The 16,604-nt window shown below is 45.5% G+C and carries 18 protein-coding genes and 1 pseudogene; 18 read left to right on the forward strand and 1 reads right to left on the reverse strand.

The genetic code is table 11. The annotated features are described in order from the left end of the window. A partial coding sequence (locus CVU62_14150) for a hypothetical protein (protein ID PKN36674.1) occupies window positions 1-213 on the reverse strand: 213 nt, incomplete at its 3' end. Window positions 214-267: 54 nt separating this feature from the next. On the opposite strand from CVU62_14150, the gene CVU62_14155 reads away from it, so the two are divergent. The 18 genes and pseudogenes from CVU62_14155 to CVU62_14240 form a co-directional block, all read left to right on the forward strand. Next, window positions 268-2,511 (forward strand): hypothetical protein, encoded by a 2,244-nt coding sequence (locus tag CVU62_14155; protein PKN36653.1) that lies wholly within the window; start codon window positions 268-270, stop codon window positions 2,509-2,511. A 102-nt stretch (window positions 2,512-2,613) separates the two neighbouring features. After that, a complete protein-coding gene (locus CVU62_14160) occupies window positions 2,614-3,288 on the forward strand; it encodes a GDSL family lipase (GenBank protein PKN36654.1) in 675 nt (224 codons plus the stop codon). 279 nt (window positions 3,289-3,567) lie between these two features. Beyond that, window positions 3,568-3,915, forward strand: a complete 348-nt coding sequence (locus CVU62_14165; GenBank protein ID PKN36655.1) for a hypothetical protein — start codon at window positions 3,568-3,570, stop codon at window positions 3,913-3,915. Between the two features lie 31 nt (window positions 3,916-3,946). Further along, on the forward strand, window positions 3,947-4,165 hold the full coding sequence (locus tag CVU62_14170; protein PKN36656.1) for a hypothetical protein: 219 nt from the start codon (window positions 3,947-3,949) through the stop codon (window positions 4,163-4,165). 408 nt (window positions 4,166-4,573) lie between these two features. Beyond that, window positions 4,574-5,734 (forward strand): hypothetical protein, encoded by a 1,161-nt coding sequence (locus tag CVU62_14175; protein ID PKN36657.1) that lies wholly within the window; start codon window positions 4,574-4,576, stop codon window positions 5,732-5,734. Window positions 5,735-5,777: 43 nt separating this feature from the next. Beyond that, window positions 5,778-7,475 carry a hypothetical protein gene (locus CVU62_14180; protein PKN36658.1) on the forward strand — a complete coding sequence of 566 codons (1,698 nt, stop codon included), beginning with the start codon at window positions 5,778-5,780 and terminating at the stop codon, window positions 7,473-7,475. A 402-nt stretch (window positions 7,476-7,877) separates the two neighbouring features. Then, a complete protein-coding gene (locus CVU62_14185) occupies window positions 7,878-8,183 on the forward strand; it encodes an antibiotic biosynthesis monooxygenase (protein PKN36659.1) in 306 nt (101 codons plus the stop codon). Continuing rightward, the gene (locus CVU62_14190) at window positions 8,183-8,506 is read left to right on the forward strand and encodes a hypothetical protein (protein ID PKN36660.1); all 324 of its coding nucleotides are present in this window, start codon (window positions 8,183-8,185) and stop codon (window positions 8,504-8,506) included. Before CVU62_14185 ends, CVU62_14190 begins: the two co-directional genes overlap by 1 nt. A 5-nt stretch (window positions 8,507-8,511) precedes the next feature. Beyond that, window positions 8,512-8,724, forward strand: coding sequence for a hypothetical protein (locus tag CVU62_14195; protein PKN36661.1), 213 nt, complete (start codon window positions 8,512-8,514; stop codon window positions 8,722-8,724). 206 nt (window positions 8,725-8,930) lie between these two features. After that, the gene (locus CVU62_14200; protein PKN36662.1) at window positions 8,931-9,110 is read left to right on the forward strand and encodes a CsbD family protein; all 180 of its coding nucleotides are present in this window, start codon (window positions 8,931-8,933) and stop codon (window positions 9,108-9,110) included. Window positions 9,111-9,184: 74 nt separating this feature from the next. Next, window positions 9,185-9,937: a transport-associated protein gene (locus CVU62_14205; GenBank protein ID PKN36663.1), complete on the forward strand. Its 753-nt coding sequence runs from the start codon at window positions 9,185-9,187 to the stop codon at window positions 9,935-9,937. 314 nt (window positions 9,938-10,251) lie between these two features. After that, window positions 10,252-10,818: a hypothetical protein gene (locus tag CVU62_14210; GenBank protein ID PKN36664.1), complete on the forward strand. Its 567-nt coding sequence runs from the start codon at window positions 10,252-10,254 to the stop codon at window positions 10,816-10,818. A 91-nt stretch (window positions 10,819-10,909) separates the two neighbouring features. Further along, window positions 10,910-11,131 (forward strand): DUF3185 domain-containing protein, encoded by a 222-nt coding sequence (locus CVU62_14215; GenBank protein PKN36665.1) that lies wholly within the window; start codon window positions 10,910-10,912, stop codon window positions 11,129-11,131. A 39-nt stretch (window positions 11,132-11,170) separates the two neighbouring features. After that, on the forward strand, window positions 11,171-11,965 hold the full coding sequence (locus CVU62_14220; protein PKN36666.1) for a hypothetical protein: 795 nt from the start codon (window positions 11,171-11,173) through the stop codon (window positions 11,963-11,965). Between the two features lie 132 nt (window positions 11,966-12,097). Beyond that, complete coding sequence (locus tag CVU62_14225) at window positions 12,098-12,853, forward strand: hypothetical protein (GenBank protein PKN36667.1); 756 nt, start codon at window positions 12,098-12,100, stop codon at window positions 12,851-12,853. Window positions 12,854-13,058: 205 nt separating this feature from the next. Further along, a pseudogene (locus tag CVU62_14230) lies at window positions 13,059-13,436 on the forward strand (PAS domain-containing sensor histidine kinase). 1,531 nt (window positions 13,437-14,967) lie between these two features. Further along, window positions 14,968-15,354 carry a response regulator gene (locus CVU62_14235; GenBank protein PKN36668.1) on the forward strand — a complete coding sequence of 129 codons (387 nt, stop codon included), beginning with the start codon at window positions 14,968-14,970 and terminating at the stop codon, window positions 15,352-15,354. A gap of 136 nt (window positions 15,355-15,490) precedes the next feature. Further along, window positions 15,491-16,604 (forward strand): hypothetical protein (locus tag CVU62_14240; GenBank protein ID PKN36669.1); only part of this gene is annotated, 1,114 nt, incomplete at its 3' end.

The raw sequence follows: 16,604 nt of genomic DNA on the forward strand, positions 1-16,604 counted from the left end.
CTCCAGCAACAGAAGCAGGGAGATCAGCGACGGGCGCAGGAGCAGGACAAGCAACAGCAGCTCCAGCAACAGAAGCAGGAAGATCAGCGACGGGCGCAGAAGCAGAGCAAGCAACAGCAGCTCCAGAAGCAGAAGCGGGGCAAGCAACAGCAGAAGCAGGAACAACTGCGCAAGGAACAACTGCGCAAGTTCTGCGAGCAGAACCCGAATGATCCGAAATGTAACTAGTCAGCCGGTTGTTCGTTTTTATCAGATAGGTTCAAACATATGCGGATAAGTTTCCAATGGGCAGCTCGAAAAATACATTGTATCCACTTAGGCGGATTGCGTTGGCAGAGATATATAGTTCGCCTTCTAATTATCTCAATGGTTATGGGAGGCACTCTCGTAGCAATGGGATTATATCATGTCTATTTTGACCGAAGCAATCTGCCTGACATAGAAACCTTGACCCGTTTTGAGTTTTCTGCAGTGGGCCACGTTTACGATGCCAATGGTCAGCCGCTTATTGAGATAGCAAGAGAGTACCGGCGGAATATCAAGTATGAGGAAATACCGCCCATTGTTCGTGATGCGATCATTGCCACTGAGGACAAGAACTTCTTCACCCATAACGGGGTTGACTATTCCGTAATTCCTCGCGTGCTGAGCAAAGTCAGGATAGGTTGTCTGGTACCAGGAATTACAAAACTAAGACGGAAGAATGCGTTAAATAGTCAGACTATCTTTCCGCATGGAGGATCTACGATCACCCAACAACTCGTGCGGTGTCATTTTCTCAAAGGCATGACGGTTTTTCAAAACATGACGGATCAAGAAAACAGCAACCAGCTTCGGCAAGGTGTGCATTTGAGCAGAGCACTCTCTTACATAATCGACTCGCGAAGTATCAACAGGCTGGTTCGGAAGATGGAAGAGATTCGACTGTCGTTGTGGGTCGAAAACAAGATGCAGAAATGTTTCGGTTCGAAACGCCGCGCTAAGGAAGAAATTTTGGCCCGATACGCCAGTTTGATCTACATGGGAAACGGTCAGTACGGGTTTGCGGCGGCGGCGGAATATTATTTTGGACGGCCTCTCGTCACTTTCACCGCAGATGACGCTGATAAGGCAGCCATACTTGCAGGCATTGCAAAGGCTCCCAGCAACTACGCGCCCAGTGCGAAAAACACCAAGAGAGTTTTGCGCCGTAGAAATCAAAGCCTGGCGCTTATGGCGGCCAACGGTTTTATTTCATTAGACAGAATGAAAGACGCCGAAAAGCGCCCAATTCAGGTGGCTGTGCGGCTCAAGAATAAGGTGCCCCTGGGGCCTGCTGTCATTGGGAATGTTCTTCAGGATCTCAAAGAACTCCCTGCTGATCTCGGAATGGAAGGCCTCCGGCATGGACGTATCCAGATTTACTCGACAGTGGACGTCCGGGTGCAGAAAATTGTTAACGAGGCACTGGAACGCGGCCTCGATCTTTACGAGAAGCGACACCCAAATATTAAAGGGCTAATCCAGGGTTCTGCAGTGGTGCTGAGAAACCGTGATGCGAGCATCCTTGCCGAAACGGGTGGTCGTCAGTTCTACCAAGGCCGTTCCAATTCATACAGCGACTTTAACCGCGTAACGAATTCTCTGCGACAACCTGGGTCCGCAATGAAACCCATTGTCTACCTCGCTGCTTTTCAACAAGGAAGGTTTGATCTTGATACTCTGGTTCCCGACAAACCTATCAGTGTTCCCGATAAAGGGTATCAGAATACGAAATGGATATCAAACTACGATGGCCGATTTAAGGGTATGATTCCACTTCGGAAGGCGCTGGCGGAATCCAGAAATGCCACTGCGATTTGGATAACAGAGGAGATTGGGATTGAGAGCATCCTGTGGACGGCGCAGAATCTGGGTGTCCGGACGCATTTGCATCCTTACGCCACGACAGCATTGGGTGCGTCCGAAATGAATTTGCTGGAACTGGCCAATGCGTATCGAACTATGGCGTCAGGAATTTTCGCGAAGCCGTATGTGATCCGAAAAATTGTCCGCGATTCGGGGGAGGTAGCGGTCAATAACGAAAACAGTGAGCAACCCCCGGTCGCAGTCGGCCTTTGCGCGATCTCGCTTATTCAGGAAGGCCTGCGCGGTATTGTGCGCATGCCTACCGGCACGGCTCATGCACTTGACTCCGGCGGTTTTCCGATTCCCGTTATGGGGAAAACAGGAACGACCAACTACTTCAGGGATGCGCTTTTCGTGGGCTCCACTTACGGTCCTGAAGGAATCACCATTGCCGTCCGCGTCGGCTTTGATGACAACCGTTCCCTCGGTCCAAAAGAAACCGGCGGCAGGGTCGCTCTTCCGGTGTTCAAAGAAATTATGCTCAGAATCTACCGCGAAAGACTTGCAGGACCAGTGCCTGCGTTTCCAGACCAGATGGAGCAGAATATTAATAATTACCTTAAAGACGAGCCGGTCGAAGGTGAGTTGTTAACGGAGAAGGAAAGATCCGAAACCAATGGATAAGAGTGTGAAACGCACATTCCGGACGTCTACAGCTTTGATCCTTGCCATCTTTAATTGTTGTGTTGGCAGAGAAAATTAATCGAGGATATCAGGTAAAAATACATGCAGCGTTGTAATTCCCAACAAGAGGCGATAAAGATCCATCCCGAAAGCACACTGCTCATGATCGGTGATTCAATTACGGATTGTGGCCGTGTTAGCCCTGCCGCCGAAGTCGTTCGCGATTCGCTCGGTTATGGCTATGTCAGACTCATTCATAACAGACTCAGCGCCGCCTTTTCCCAACAGCGTATTTTCATCCTCAACAGGGGCGTTTCCGGCAATACTGTCCGTAATTTGGTCGCGCGCTGGCAATCCGATGTCATGGAATTGAAACCGGATTGGCTCTCTATCATGATCGGCATCAACGACGTCTGGCCTAAGTTCGACGACAGTCAGCCGGATGAGTGGTATGTTTCTATTGATGAATATGCCTCCACATTAGAGTGCCTGATCAGCATAACGCGGCCTCAACTAAAAGGGATGGTACTCATGACACCTTATTGCATCGAACCCAATCGGGCGGACCCGATGCGAGCGATGATGGATCAGTATGGGGATGTGGTGCGCCGGTTGGCCGGTCAATATCAAGCTATCCTGGTAGATACTCAGGCTGCGTTCGATTGTGTCTTGACGGAAGTTCATCCGACGGCGCTGGCTTTAGACCGGGTGCATCTGAAACCGACAGGGCACGTGATCATAGCACAGGCTTTTTTAAAGGCATTGGCGTATAATTAATTAGGGTATTGGACTATCCAATTGCCTTCAATGTGTCCCTCAATATACTGAGGGTCCACCAAATATTGAGGCCAAATAAATCATCCCGTACTCTTCTGCCGGTCTCTCTTGTTAATCTAAACACTTATTATTAATGGATGAATAAAAAATCTGATTCTCTTTCGCTTGTTGGCAAGCCACTTGCAGCTAAGATCAGATAGAAATCGTTATGAATAGACTTAAAAAGTACCAACTAAGCCCGAATAAATTAGTGGTCCTTAGCTGAAGGGAGAAATATTTATGAAAATTATCAAAAATTTGTTTTTTCTGAGTTTAACATTAACTTTAGTATTAGTAGTCGTCATTTTTAATGTCCATGCCGCTGATCAATCAATTTGTAATTCCGGTGCAAACGTCTTTTTTCATAACAACGGAGCACTAAAATCCTGCCAACTCCAGAATGATTACGATGCGAATAACATCCGGTGTAAAAATGGCGGTTCTGTTAGTTTTTACAGCAATGGAAAATTAGAATCTTGTGTGCTGTCTGCGGAGGTCAACATAGCCAAGAGTAAATGCAAGGCAGATAGTCAGATTTCTTTTTACATCGATGGCAAATTGAAATCATGCATGAAGCAAGACAACTAATTCTAAAAAAGATTAGAAAAAGGAGGAATATATGGACCAGGGGCAAATTGATGAAAGAACGCGCAAAATACAGACTTTACAAAAACAATTGAACGATAAACGGTCAGATATCGACAGAACAAAAAGAGATAAAAAAATGCGTGTTCGCGAAATGGAAAGACAATATGACAGTCAAGTCAAGAGTAAGGAAGACGATTGTAATGATCTCAGCAGGCAAGTCGAAGACCTGACCAGACAGTCAAGAAGTTAGTCCGTTCAATTTATAGCATCGGCTATATAGGTCTATTAAAATAAAAAACGAAAGAAATAAGGGGTCAACAGGCCGTTACAATATCCATTATTCTTTTTAAGAAAGACAGGTGATTATCATGAATCAACCGGAATCAGATCAGATATGGCAGCATCTTCAGGTTCACATAGAAAACTATTTTAGTCAGACTCTCGCAAACGATGTGCAGAAAATTGAATACAAGCCGCGATTTATAGCCCTGCTGGAAATGCCGTCCGAGTGTAATCAGAACGAACCTTAAGAAACGAGAATTTGCAGGAAACTTGGCCATTGGGGGTTATCGAATTTATTATCATCGTAGGATGGGTAATGATGAAAGCGGCCAAAACATTTTCTATTCATCACAAATTCATATCATAGGATTATTCAATGAGAACGAATGCTAATATGTCTGAACAGACAAAACCACCTGATTTGGACTCAGATGCAAATTTCCTTGGGTGGCAGAGAACATTATCGGGGGAATTATTTCCACTCTTCAATATTACTGTCGTGAATCATCCATTGTATCATTCTACAGTAAGTGAAGAGACCTTACATAGGCTGCGCCTGCGTGTTCCGCGAATTCTCTCCCCATATCCTGAGACGGAACCATCTCCCTGGCATAATCTGGGAATCGAGTTAAATCATCCTAAGACCGCAAGAGATGCAATAAAAATGGCAGGATTGGATTATGTCGTCGTGAAGAAGCCGCTAAAGTTGAAATCGGGGTCAAAGCAAGATGCGTATGTAACAGTACGAACGGATACCAATGAAGTTCTGGGTTTCGTCAACGAGAGTTACAAACCAATTCAGAACATAGATTCTTTCAGATTCTTCGATGATTTGGTTGCTGAGGGTGAGGCGATATACGAAACAGCAGGAGTTCTTGGTCGGGGTGAACGGATCTGGATTCTGGCGAAACTTCCAGGTTACCTTAGCGTCCATGGCAAAGATATCGTCAATAAATATCTCTTGCTCATAAATAGTCATGACGGCAGCTCACAGGTTAGAGTTAAGCTTACTCCCATCCGAGTCGTTTGCAATAATACTTTGACGTCTGCATTGCAGGGTGCGGGAGAATTTCAAATCATTTCTGCACCAAACGCAGAAGGGGATTTGGATCAAACGGATACATTGCTCGAATTATCAAATCACTTATACAAAAAACTCAACGTTATATTTAATGGTATGGCAGCCCGGAAAATCACTCAAGTGCAACTGCGGGCGTATGTGCAGGCGCTGGTTCCGGATAACGAAGAGACACAGAACACTGCAAGAACCGAGAAGATCCGGAACAGCGTGTTTCAACTGCATGAATCCGGCCGGGGGGCTCAGCTGGCTCGCGGTACATTGTGGGGAGCTTTCAACAGTGTAGCCGAATACACGGATCATATGATGCTGGATGAAGATTCGAGCGATCGATTGAATTCAATCTGGTTTGGTCGCGGAGAACAGTTAAAGTTGAAGGCGTTCGATTTAGCGGAGAAAATGCTGATGTGGCCTGAATCCGGGAGTTCAACTATTAACAACAATAGGCATTCCGTCTGATTTGCCGTAGTTACAGAGAGTCGGCACGAGAGGAAATTTAATTATGAAAAGGGAATTATCGATTATTGGCGTCATTCCCCAATATCCGAAGCATTCACAGAATAATATATACGCAAAGATAAAAATGCCCCCGGTGGGGATTTTGTCCGTTATGAGCCAGATTCATCATCATCCATGTTGCAAAGAAGTTTACGCGATTGATGAAAACAATTACAGCGGACCGCAGGATAATCTGGGCCTGCCTGACCATTCCTTTTTGCAGGCCAGGCAACCTGTGCAATTAGCGCTCTTCTACGGCGGCATGAGCAATTCGATACCCCGCATGTTTTCGGTAGCCCGGCAATACAAGGATTTTGGCGCCATCACCATTGCCGGCGGTAGCCATGTGGATGCCCTGCCGCTGGAAGCGCTGTCTTCCGGCATAGATATCGTCGTCCATGGTGAAGGAGAAGAGACTATCATAGAATTGCTGGCTGTATTGCTGAACAATGGAGATGTTACCCTGAATTTCGCCGGATTGGCTGCCGTTTCGGGGATTAGCTTTCTAGATGAAAATGGTGACTATGTCTTTACCGGCAGGCGTCAGCCGATCGAAAATCTAAATGAATTAGCCGATACGGACCTGACCTTGGTAAAATATTTGAAGAAGAGATGGAGTGCCATTCCCATTAACCGGGGGCGTGGCTGTAACTGGAATTGCGAATTCTGTGTAGTGAACAGGCAATATGGACGTTATAAATCCGCATCAATTGAGAAAGCCTTACGGCAGGTGATCAAATATAATGATTTGGGATACAAAGATTATTTCTTCACCGATGATAATTTTTCCCAGAATCCAGAGGAAGCCATTGCGCTGTGCAGGGCGATTGGCGATTACAAAAGAAAATTCCAAAAAAAAATAAGTATAATTGTCCAGGTGCGCACCGAAGCTGCGGAAAACGACGAGTTGATCGATGCCATGCATTGGGCCGGCGTTAGCACCCTGGCCATAGGTTACGAAAGCCCGATCAATGAAGAATTGCGGGCAATGCGCAAAGGCGTGACTGTGGAAAAGTTGATTGCTCGTTCTAAAAAACTGGCCAACTATTTTTATCTGCACGGCATGTTCATTTTTGGGTATCCTGCAAACAAGGATGCACAGAAGAGTACTTTCTTCACTATCAAGCAGCGGGCTGAATATTTTAAAGAGTTTTTCAAAAGATCGGGTATAGACACGATACAACTACTCAATGCTGTCCCACTGCCCGGTTCTGAGCTCAGAGCGAGGTTGGAGAGCGAAGGCCGCCTTCTGCCTCTTTCGACGGTGGGCTGGGATAAATATGACGGATTGTTCCTTTGTTACGATCCGAGACCGGACGGGCTGGATGCGTTTGATCTGAATAACATGCCCAAGATGCTGATGAAAAAAAAATACCTCGGGGGATTTATCAGCCGGAAATTAAATTACGGCAACTGGCTGAACTGGGTTTATATTGCTACGATAGGTTTTCCCATCCAGTTTGTCGTGTTTTATTCCCGACGGTTTATTCGTAATTTGTTGGAAAAACAGAAAATGAGAAAAGCGCAGCGCAATGATGTGCCGATGCATACCCTTTTTACCGTTCCGCTGGCTAATACCTGGCAAGACATAAAAAGAAGATGGAGAAATCTGTTTATTAAGACATACGCGGGCGTAATCGCGAAGCGATGGCTAAAGGAATACCGAAGCAGCGAATACATAAACACACTCCGGCAATTATAAGTTTTAGAGGAGGCAGCGATGAAAAAAATCATTATGTTGGCAATAGCTTGAGTGATGATTTTTATCTGTATTGGCGGATGTTTTGTGCCGTGGGATGAAGGTCGAAGAGATAGAAGACATGACAGAGACGGAGTTCATGAACAACGACATTAGGAAATATAGGATCGAGGTGGCATTATTCCGTAAATAAGCGGCCTCGCTCCTGTCCCTCAACATCCTGAGGTTCCACCAAATACTGAGGCCAAAAAATCATTTCATGCTTTTCATAGCTTCGTTCTTGCTCATCTAACAAACTGTTATTAAAGGATTTATTGAACTTCTATTTTCCTTAAAATTGTTGGCAGACTATTTGCTTTTAATATTTCCATTATCTTTTAATCATACAAATGGAGGTCATCTTTTATGATGCTTTTAATCATACGAATGAATGTCCTTTCTGAGAAGCGCACAGAGTTGTCACAGACGATTGCTTCTCTGTCCGTTTCCACAAGGATGGAGAAGGGATGCAAGCGCTGCGACTTCTGCCAGAGTATCGAAGATGAAAACAAATTCTTTCTTCTCGAGGAATGGGATACTCAGGAACACCTTAGTTTTCACATGAAGTCGGATAATTTTAAGGTTATCCGGGGAGCGATGAACCTTCTCCAGGAACCTTATGAAGAGACATTCCACAACGTTTATCGCCCGGCGATGATGGAGAAGATTTAATGGATAAATTTCTTATTACGAAATGTCTTCGCTGCAGAGGTGCTGTGGCTTATGACAAATATTACGGTATCGATGGACAGTTTTGGGGATGGAAATGTTTGATATGTGGGGATATTATTGATCCGGTAATTTTGGCTAATCGGCAATTGACGAGAATGGATCAGGAAATGGAAGCCCAAGGGCAAGGGTATAATAAGACGGAAGGTAGAGAAGGCCTTGACGGTTTTTTTCTAATATCTGTACCGGACTATGGAAAAGAGGTAAAAAAAGGTACAAAAGAAAAGGTTCGGGAAAATGTCTTAAGGAGATCAAAAGTAGATTGAACTTGATGGATGAATTTTATCTCAGAAAGGAGCCAAACGTGTCTTCGGCGGCCATATTAATGATTCTTTTGATTCTTTGGTATCTGGGATTGCTTACTGGATACACGATGGGCGGAGGTATTCATGTACTGCTGGTCATTGCCATAACCGTATTAGTGGCACGCCTTATTCAGGAGAAGAAATATTATAACGATTTAAACCGTTGTCGGAGAAGGTGAGATATTTAAAAAGGAGGAACACCATGAAATTGAGCAGTAAGGATAGTGTCCCAATGTTGAATTGTTTTGTCGCCATCTATCTCATTGTAATTGGCGTTCTCGCATTGATTCGCTGATTGGCTTGCGAATCTTATATTGGACGGGAATTATTATTGGAAACAAGATAGCCCGGAAATTAAATTGAAAAACTAAAGGAGAATAATATCATGAAATCAAGCAGAAGGGACAAGACAGAAGGCAAGTTTCACCAAATGAAAGGTAAAGCCAAGCAGGTTGCAGGACAAATAAGCGATAATCCAAAATTGGAAGCTGAAGGCGCCGTTGAAAAGATAGCCGGCAAGATTCAGGAAAAGAGAGGTCAAGTCAAGAAAGTTTTTGGGAAGTAGTGACAACGGGCATGACATTTTTGAAATAGAAGAGTTCAAAAAAGCATTAACAACAATAAAAGGAGAACGTATCAATGAAAACAATTTATAGACGGGTAGTAATGATTGTGGCTGTTATCGCTCTGCTGGCGCTCAGCATGCCTGTGCAGGCATCCCAGATGGATGAACGCATAGAATCATCTGCCAAAAATTCGTATGTATTCAGGACCTACCTGCATAATGATGATATTGATATACTGTCCGATGATGGCGCTGTGAGTTTAACGGGAACTGTCTCCGAAGAATCCCACAAATCATTGGCCGAGGAAACTGTAGCAGACCTCCCCGGTGTTAAGAGCGTGGACAACAAGCTGGAAGTCAAAGGCGAAAGCCCCGCTGAGTTTTCGGATGCGTGGATCACTTCTAAAGTAAAAACCATGTTCCTGTTTCATAAGAACGTGAGTGCCATGACGGAGGTGAGCACAAAAGACGGAATCGTTACTTTACGGGGCAAAGCTGCCAATGAGGCACAAAAGGAATTGACGACTGAATATGCCAGGGATGTCGAAGGAGTTAAGGGCATAAATAATGAGATGACCGTGACAAAGATCGCAAAGAAGCGAACATTAGGCGAAAAGATAGATGATGCTTCCATCACAGCACAGGTCAAGAGTACGTTGCTCTATCACCGTTCGACCAGTGCGCTGAATACCAAGGTCAAGACGAGACGTGGTGTGGTCACATTGTATGGCAAGGCGAAAAGCGGAGCTGAAAAGAATCTGGCCACGAAATTCGCCAACGATGTAAACGGTGTGAAGAGTGTCAATAACCGGATGACCATCGAGTAGTTCAAGTTTGAAAAACAAAGATATTTCATCTCCCCTGTCGGCCGGTGCGAGGGTCGCAAGCCGGCGGGGGGATGAACAATCAGAAAGGAGAATGTTATGTTGTGGACAATCGCGGTGATACTGATAATTTTGTGGGCACTCGGGTTGGTGTCGGGCTATGCGATAGGTAATTTTATTCATGTCCTGCTGGTAATTGCCATTATCGTTATACTGGTGCAAGTCATTCAGGGGCGTAGAGTTACATAAATGATTTTCTAATTTAAAAGTGCCCGGTTAGTTCTATTAACGTTGCAATCTAAAACAGGAGAAGAAAAATGAAGAACGCTATTTCATTGACGGTACTTATGGTTTTTATATTAGCCTTGTTTTCGGGCTGTGTCACTATGCCTCAAACATGGCCGGATAATCAAAGAAGTGCGGAGAACAAGATGGTTATAATCCAGGAAAAAATTGGGGATGGGCTGAAAACCGGCGCGCTTACTCCTGATCAGTCACAGATGTTTCTGACGACATTGAAGGGTATTCGAACAGATTATGAGGCTCTGAGAGATAAAGTGGTATCACGGGACGAATGGGACAGCCTTCATGGAAGGCTTGATGTGCTGGGAGATGAAATAAACAGGGCGCTTGGCCGGTACGCGAGACCTGAATCACCAAGGAACGGGGATAGGATTGTCACACTCCAGGGAAGAATTGATGATGGAAGAATCAACGGGCGCTTTCCTCTGACAGAGGGGCGAGAATTTCAATCCAGACTGGACGCTATTCGTAGTGATTATTTGCGGATGACAGAAGGAGGCAGATACGCTTCGGGCGACGAGAGAACAGACATTTCCCGTCGGCTTGACTCACTGGAAACGGATATAAACCGGTTCCGCTAGAAACTGTATAACCACTGCTGGCTGGCGCGAAGTGCTCAAGTCGGCAGTGGTTATAAAGCCATACGGGATGACAACAGAAAGGGGGAATGAAATGAAAACATACACATTGATAGGAATCATACTTATTGTGATCGGAATCATCGCGTTGGCATATCAGGGCATAACCTATACGACGAGGGAGAAGGTTGTCGATATCGGTCCCATCCAGATTAATGCCGATAAAACGAAAACGATTCCGCTGCCGCCGATCCTGGGTGGTATTGCGCTCGTGGGCGGCATTGTGCTGTTGGTTGCGGGAGGTAAGAAAAGCTGACGCGAAACAAAACGGGGATATGTATCAGGAGGCTATAAAATGAAAAAGTTACTTTTGGGAACATTGCTTTTGGCGTTGATCTTTGTATTACCTGTTCCAGCGATGGCAAGGGTGGATGTAAGCGTTGGCATTTCTCTGCCGCCCATCGTATTTGCTGCACCACCGGCGTTGATAGTGCTGCCTGGAACGTATGTCTACGTCGTCCCTGATTACGACGAGGACATCTTTTTCTACGGTGGCTGGTGGTGGCGTCCGTGGCAAGGACGCTGGTATCGCTCGCATTACTACAATTCAGGTTGGGGTTACTACGATAGCGTTCCATCTTTTTATGGCTGGATACCATCGAGCTGGAGGAATGACTACAGGAATCATCGTTGGGAAGGACAACAATGGAACTACCAGCGAATACCTCACCAACAAGTTCAACAAAACTGGAAAGGCTGGGAAAGGAACAGACATTGGGAGAAACAAAATACCTGGGGTGTCCAGGGTTTTAAGCCCCAAACGCGATCACAACAGCCATCTCCAACGGTCCAACCAAAATCTCGAGTAAGACCGCAATCGCGGGATATGCAGCAACAACAATCTCAACCGGTTAAACGACAAGTTCGAGAGACGCAAACACGAGAGATCCAACAGCAGCAATCTAAGCCACAAACACGAGAGATCCGGCAGCAGCAATTGCCGCAAACACGACAGCTCCAGCAACAGCAATCACAACCAAAATCTCAGCCGGTTAAACGACAAGTTCGCAAGGCAGCCGAACCACAACAATCAAAACAGCAAGAGGGTAAACCTGAAAGAGGGCAGGGCGAAAAACAGGATAGAAAGTAGTATTACGGTCACCCTTCCTCTATCACCTATCGTGGAGGGAGTAACGCTCATGGGCGGTATCGTGCCGCTGGTTGCTGAAAGCGAGAAAGGATAATGAGAGACAAAACATTTTTGATGTATAGGAGACAATAAATGAAAAAGTTACTTTTTGGAATGGCGCTTTTAGCGTTGGTAATTGCAGTTCCCAGTCCAACAATGGCGATGGGCAGGGTCGATGTAGGTGTAAGCATTCCTTTGCCGCCACCCATAATGTTTCCGGGGCCGCCCCATCTGGTTGTAATACCGGAAACCTATGTTTACGTTGTTCCCGATGTGGATGTGGACGTCTTTTTCTATGGCGGCTGGTGGTGGCGTCCGTGGGAAGGGCGATGGTATCGTTCGCAGAACTATAACTCAGGTTGGGGCTACTATGAAGGAACTCCATCCTTTCATCAAAGTGTACCCTCCGGCTGGAGAAATGATTATAGGCAGCATCGTTGGGCAGGACATCAGTGGAACTACCAGCGAGTTCCCCACCAGGAAGTTCAGCGAAACTGGCAAGGCTGGGAAAAGGACAGACATTGGGAAAGACAAAATACCTGGGGGGTCCGGGATTTGAGGAAGCCCCAAACACGAACACAACAACCATCTCGGCAGATGCAACAAAGACAGCCTGAAACACAATCCCAGGATTATCAAAACCGTCAGCAACGGGAATACCGTGATCGTGAAAGGATGGATAAGGAAAGGCGCGATAAGATGGATGAGGAACGACAGGACCGGCGGGATAAGGAAAGGCGCGATAAGATGGATGAGGAACGACAGGACCGGTGGGATAAGGAACGGCGCGATAGAATGGATGAGGAACGACAGGATCGGTGGGATGAGGAAAGGCGCGATAATAGGTAAGGATTCACCCGACCATAATAAAGGGTATCTTATTTATCAAAAAGGGGGGGGGGCGCGTCGCCCCCTCAAGGACCTAAAGCTGATCTGATTATATTGGGCAGCAGGCCGAGAAAAATTAAGAAACCGAAGAGAAAGAACAATTTAATAATAGATGAACTCGGCCGGTAAGCATCTCAAAGCGTCACCGAGCGCAGGGAGATAGAAAATGGCCGTGAAAAAAATCAAATCAATATCCCATGAATTATCAAATAGCATCATAGATGCTGTACGTGAATCATTAATCATTCTGGATCAAGATCTAAGAGTGGTATCTGCCAGCCGTTCCTTCTATGACTTCTTTAAGGTAAAACCTGAAGAGACCGTGGGACGGCTTATTTATGACCTGGGCAATAAACAATGGGACATCCCCAAACTGCGGGAACTGCTGGAAACAATCCTTCCCCAAAAGGCAACCTTTGATGACTATGAGGTGGAACATGATTTTCTTAGCATTGGCAGACGCACCATGCTTTTAAATGCTCGGAGGATCCCCCGTCCGCCGGAAAAGCCAAAAGTAATTCTCCTGGCTATCGAAGATATCACCCGGCACAGGAGAATGGACGACTCCAATTTGACGTTGGCAGCAGTTGTCAACACATCTACTGATGGCATCATTGGAAAAGATATAGAAGGATATATCATTAGTTGGAATAAAGCTGCGGAAAACATGTATGGTTATACCGAAAATGAAATGCTGGGCAAAAATATTTCTCTTATAGTTCCTCCTGAATACAAAGAAGAAATGCTTAACCAATTTAAAAAGCTGAAAGCTGGCGAATTGATTGAAAATTATGAAACAAAACGTATCCGAAAAGACGGAATGGTGCTTGATATCTCTTTGACTCTTTTGTCAATTAAGGACGCGTCAGGAAATATTTATGGCGTATCGGCTATTATGCACGACATATCAGAACAAAAAAGGTTACGACGATCGCTGATATTCAGTGAATACTCCGATAGCATTATCAACACTGTGCGTGAGCCTTTAATCGTTTTGAACCATGAATTAAGGGTGGTCACGGTCAGCCGTTCCTTCTATGAATTCTTTAAGGTGAAGCCTGAGGAAACCGTGGGACAGCTTATTTATGATCTGGGCAATAAACAGTGGGATATTCCCAAACTGCGGGAACTGCTGGAAAACATTCTGCCCCAAAAAGCAACCTTTGATAATTATGAGGTTGAACATAATTTTGCCGACATTGGCCGACGCATCATGCTTTTGAATGCCCGGCAAATTCAAAGAGCGTCAGGAAAAGAGCGTATCATCCTCCTGGCTATCGAGGATATTACCGAGCGTAAGGAGATCGAACATGGGCTGGAAAAAGCCAATGAAGAATTGAATGAATTGGCTACCGAGTTAAAACGCACCTCCCGGGTAAAATCAGAATTCCTGGCCAATATGTCGCATGAACTCCGGACCCCGCTTAATTCCATTAACGGTTTTTCCGAGGTATTGTACGACGAAACTTTCGGGCCGCTTAATGAGAAGCAGAAGAAATACGTTCATAATGTTTTAACCAGCGGGAAGCACCTTCTCTTACTGATCAATCAGATACTGGATATGGCCATAGTTGAATCCGGGAAGATGAAACTGACATTATCCATTTTACAGATGAAAAATCTGTTAAATGAGATTTCACTGCTGGTAGCGGATATGGCCGGAAAAAAGCAGCTGCAAATGTTGCTGGAAATTGCCGAAGATCTGCCGGATATCGAGGCTGATGAACTCAAGATAAAAGAGGTAATGTATAACCTGCTTTCCAACGCAGTTAAATTTACCCCCGCCGGCGGTAAAATCGGTATGCGGGCGAAGAAAGTCGATTCTTGGATAGAAGTAGTGGTCTGGGATACCGGAGTCGGTATCGCTAGTGAAAATATGGAAAAAATATTTGAAGGTTTTTTTCGTGTCGATACCCCCTATTCCCGGGTAACTGAGGGGACAGGACTCGGTTTGCCGCTCTCCAGAAAAATGGTTGAGCTGCACGGCGGGAAGCTGTTCGTGGAATCAGAGGGGCTCAATTGCGGCACTTCGATCCGGTTTACTCTGCCGATTTTATCCGGACAGGAGGCATGAGATGAAAAAGAGGGCATTAGTCGTCGATGATAATGAAAATAATCTTTTGCTGGAAAAAGACCTCCTGGAGGTTGCCGGTTTCGATGTATTTGAAGCTGAAAATGCCGCCGATGCGATTGCGATGGCCAGAAAAGAAAAACCGGATATCATCCTTATAGATGTGCGGCTCCCGGATATGCGCGGAACTGCAGCTGCCAGGATATTGCGTCAAGACGAAGAGACAAACTGTATTCCAATTGTTTTTGTGACTTCCTCGGTAATGGCTGAAGGCAGAGAAGAAATAGAAGGCATGGCCAACACCGGATTTATAGGCAAGCCGATAAATACGCGTACTTTTGCGAAAGAAATCAGTCAATATATTCGTGAAACTCCAATTCCGATAGCGTAGCGGAATTGGAAAGTTGAATCCCGACGCTGTCGGGACTACGCGGAGGGGATAAAACTCAGAAGCTTGCTTTGTGGTTTATACCCGTGATTAAGTGAAACGTCACATGTTGAGGGGTTAAATTTAAAAGAGATAAACGATGAAAGACAAACAAGTAATATTAATTGTTGATGACCAGCCTCAGAACATTGAGCTTCTCGAAGCATATCTGGCTTTGCAGGATTATGAAATTGTTACGGCGGCAAATGGTGAAGAAGCGCTGGGCAAAATTTCCGTCAATCAAATCGATCTGATTCTGCTGGACGTAATGATGCCCGGGATGGATGGCTTTGAGGTTATCCGCAGGGTCAGACAGGATGATAAACATCGACTGCTGCCGATAATTCTGGTTACCGCATTGCGGGAAACGGAAGACCGGGTAAAGGGAATTGAAGCCGGTTGTGATGATTTTATTTCCAAGCCCGTTGACAAGATGGAGCTTCTGGCCCGGGTCCGGTCACTGCTGAAGGTCAAGGCCTACAACGACTTGCGAAGGAATTACCAGACAGAACTGGAGTCCGAGGTAACAAAAAGGACCGAGGAATTGAAGCAGGCATTAGAGAATCTTCAACAGGATATAGATGAGCGCATGCGTGCGGAGGAATTGCTAAAACAAAGCGAAGCCAAATATCGCCTGCTGGCCGATAATATCAATGACGTCATTTTCGTTTTGGATATGAATCTGAAATGCACCTATATCAGCCCTTCCGTAAAAATCCTGAGGGGATATGAACCTGAAGAGGTGTTGAAACTATCGTCCATCGATTCATTGACCCCTTCATCTCTGGCTCTGGCCATGAAGACTCTATCCGATATCATGGAGCTGAAAAAAATAAAACAAGTAGAGATGAACGAATCCATTACTATGCCGTTGGAGATGACGCGAAAAGACGGAACTACCGTGTGGACGGAGGTGAAGTGCTCATTTATCAGAGATACAAATCAGCAAGACGTGGGAATTTTAGGCGTAACCCGTGATATTACCCAGCGTAAACTAGCGGAGGCGAAACTTCTTGAGACCCTTGACAGTCTTAAGAATGCCGTTAGCGCGACCATCCAGGTCATGGTATCCGCTGTAGAGATGAAAGATCCCTATACGGCAGGTCACCAGTTAAGGTCTGCAGACCTTGCCTGCGCCATCGCCACGGAAATGGGATTGTCTCAGGAAAAAATTGATGGAATCCAAATGGCCGGTTCTATTCATGACATCGGGA

It is taken from the genome of Deltaproteobacteria bacterium HGW-Deltaproteobacteria-2, assembly GCA_002840505.1.
Classification (GTDB): Bacteria; Desulfobacterota; Syntrophia; order Syntrophales; family Smithellaceae; genus Smithella.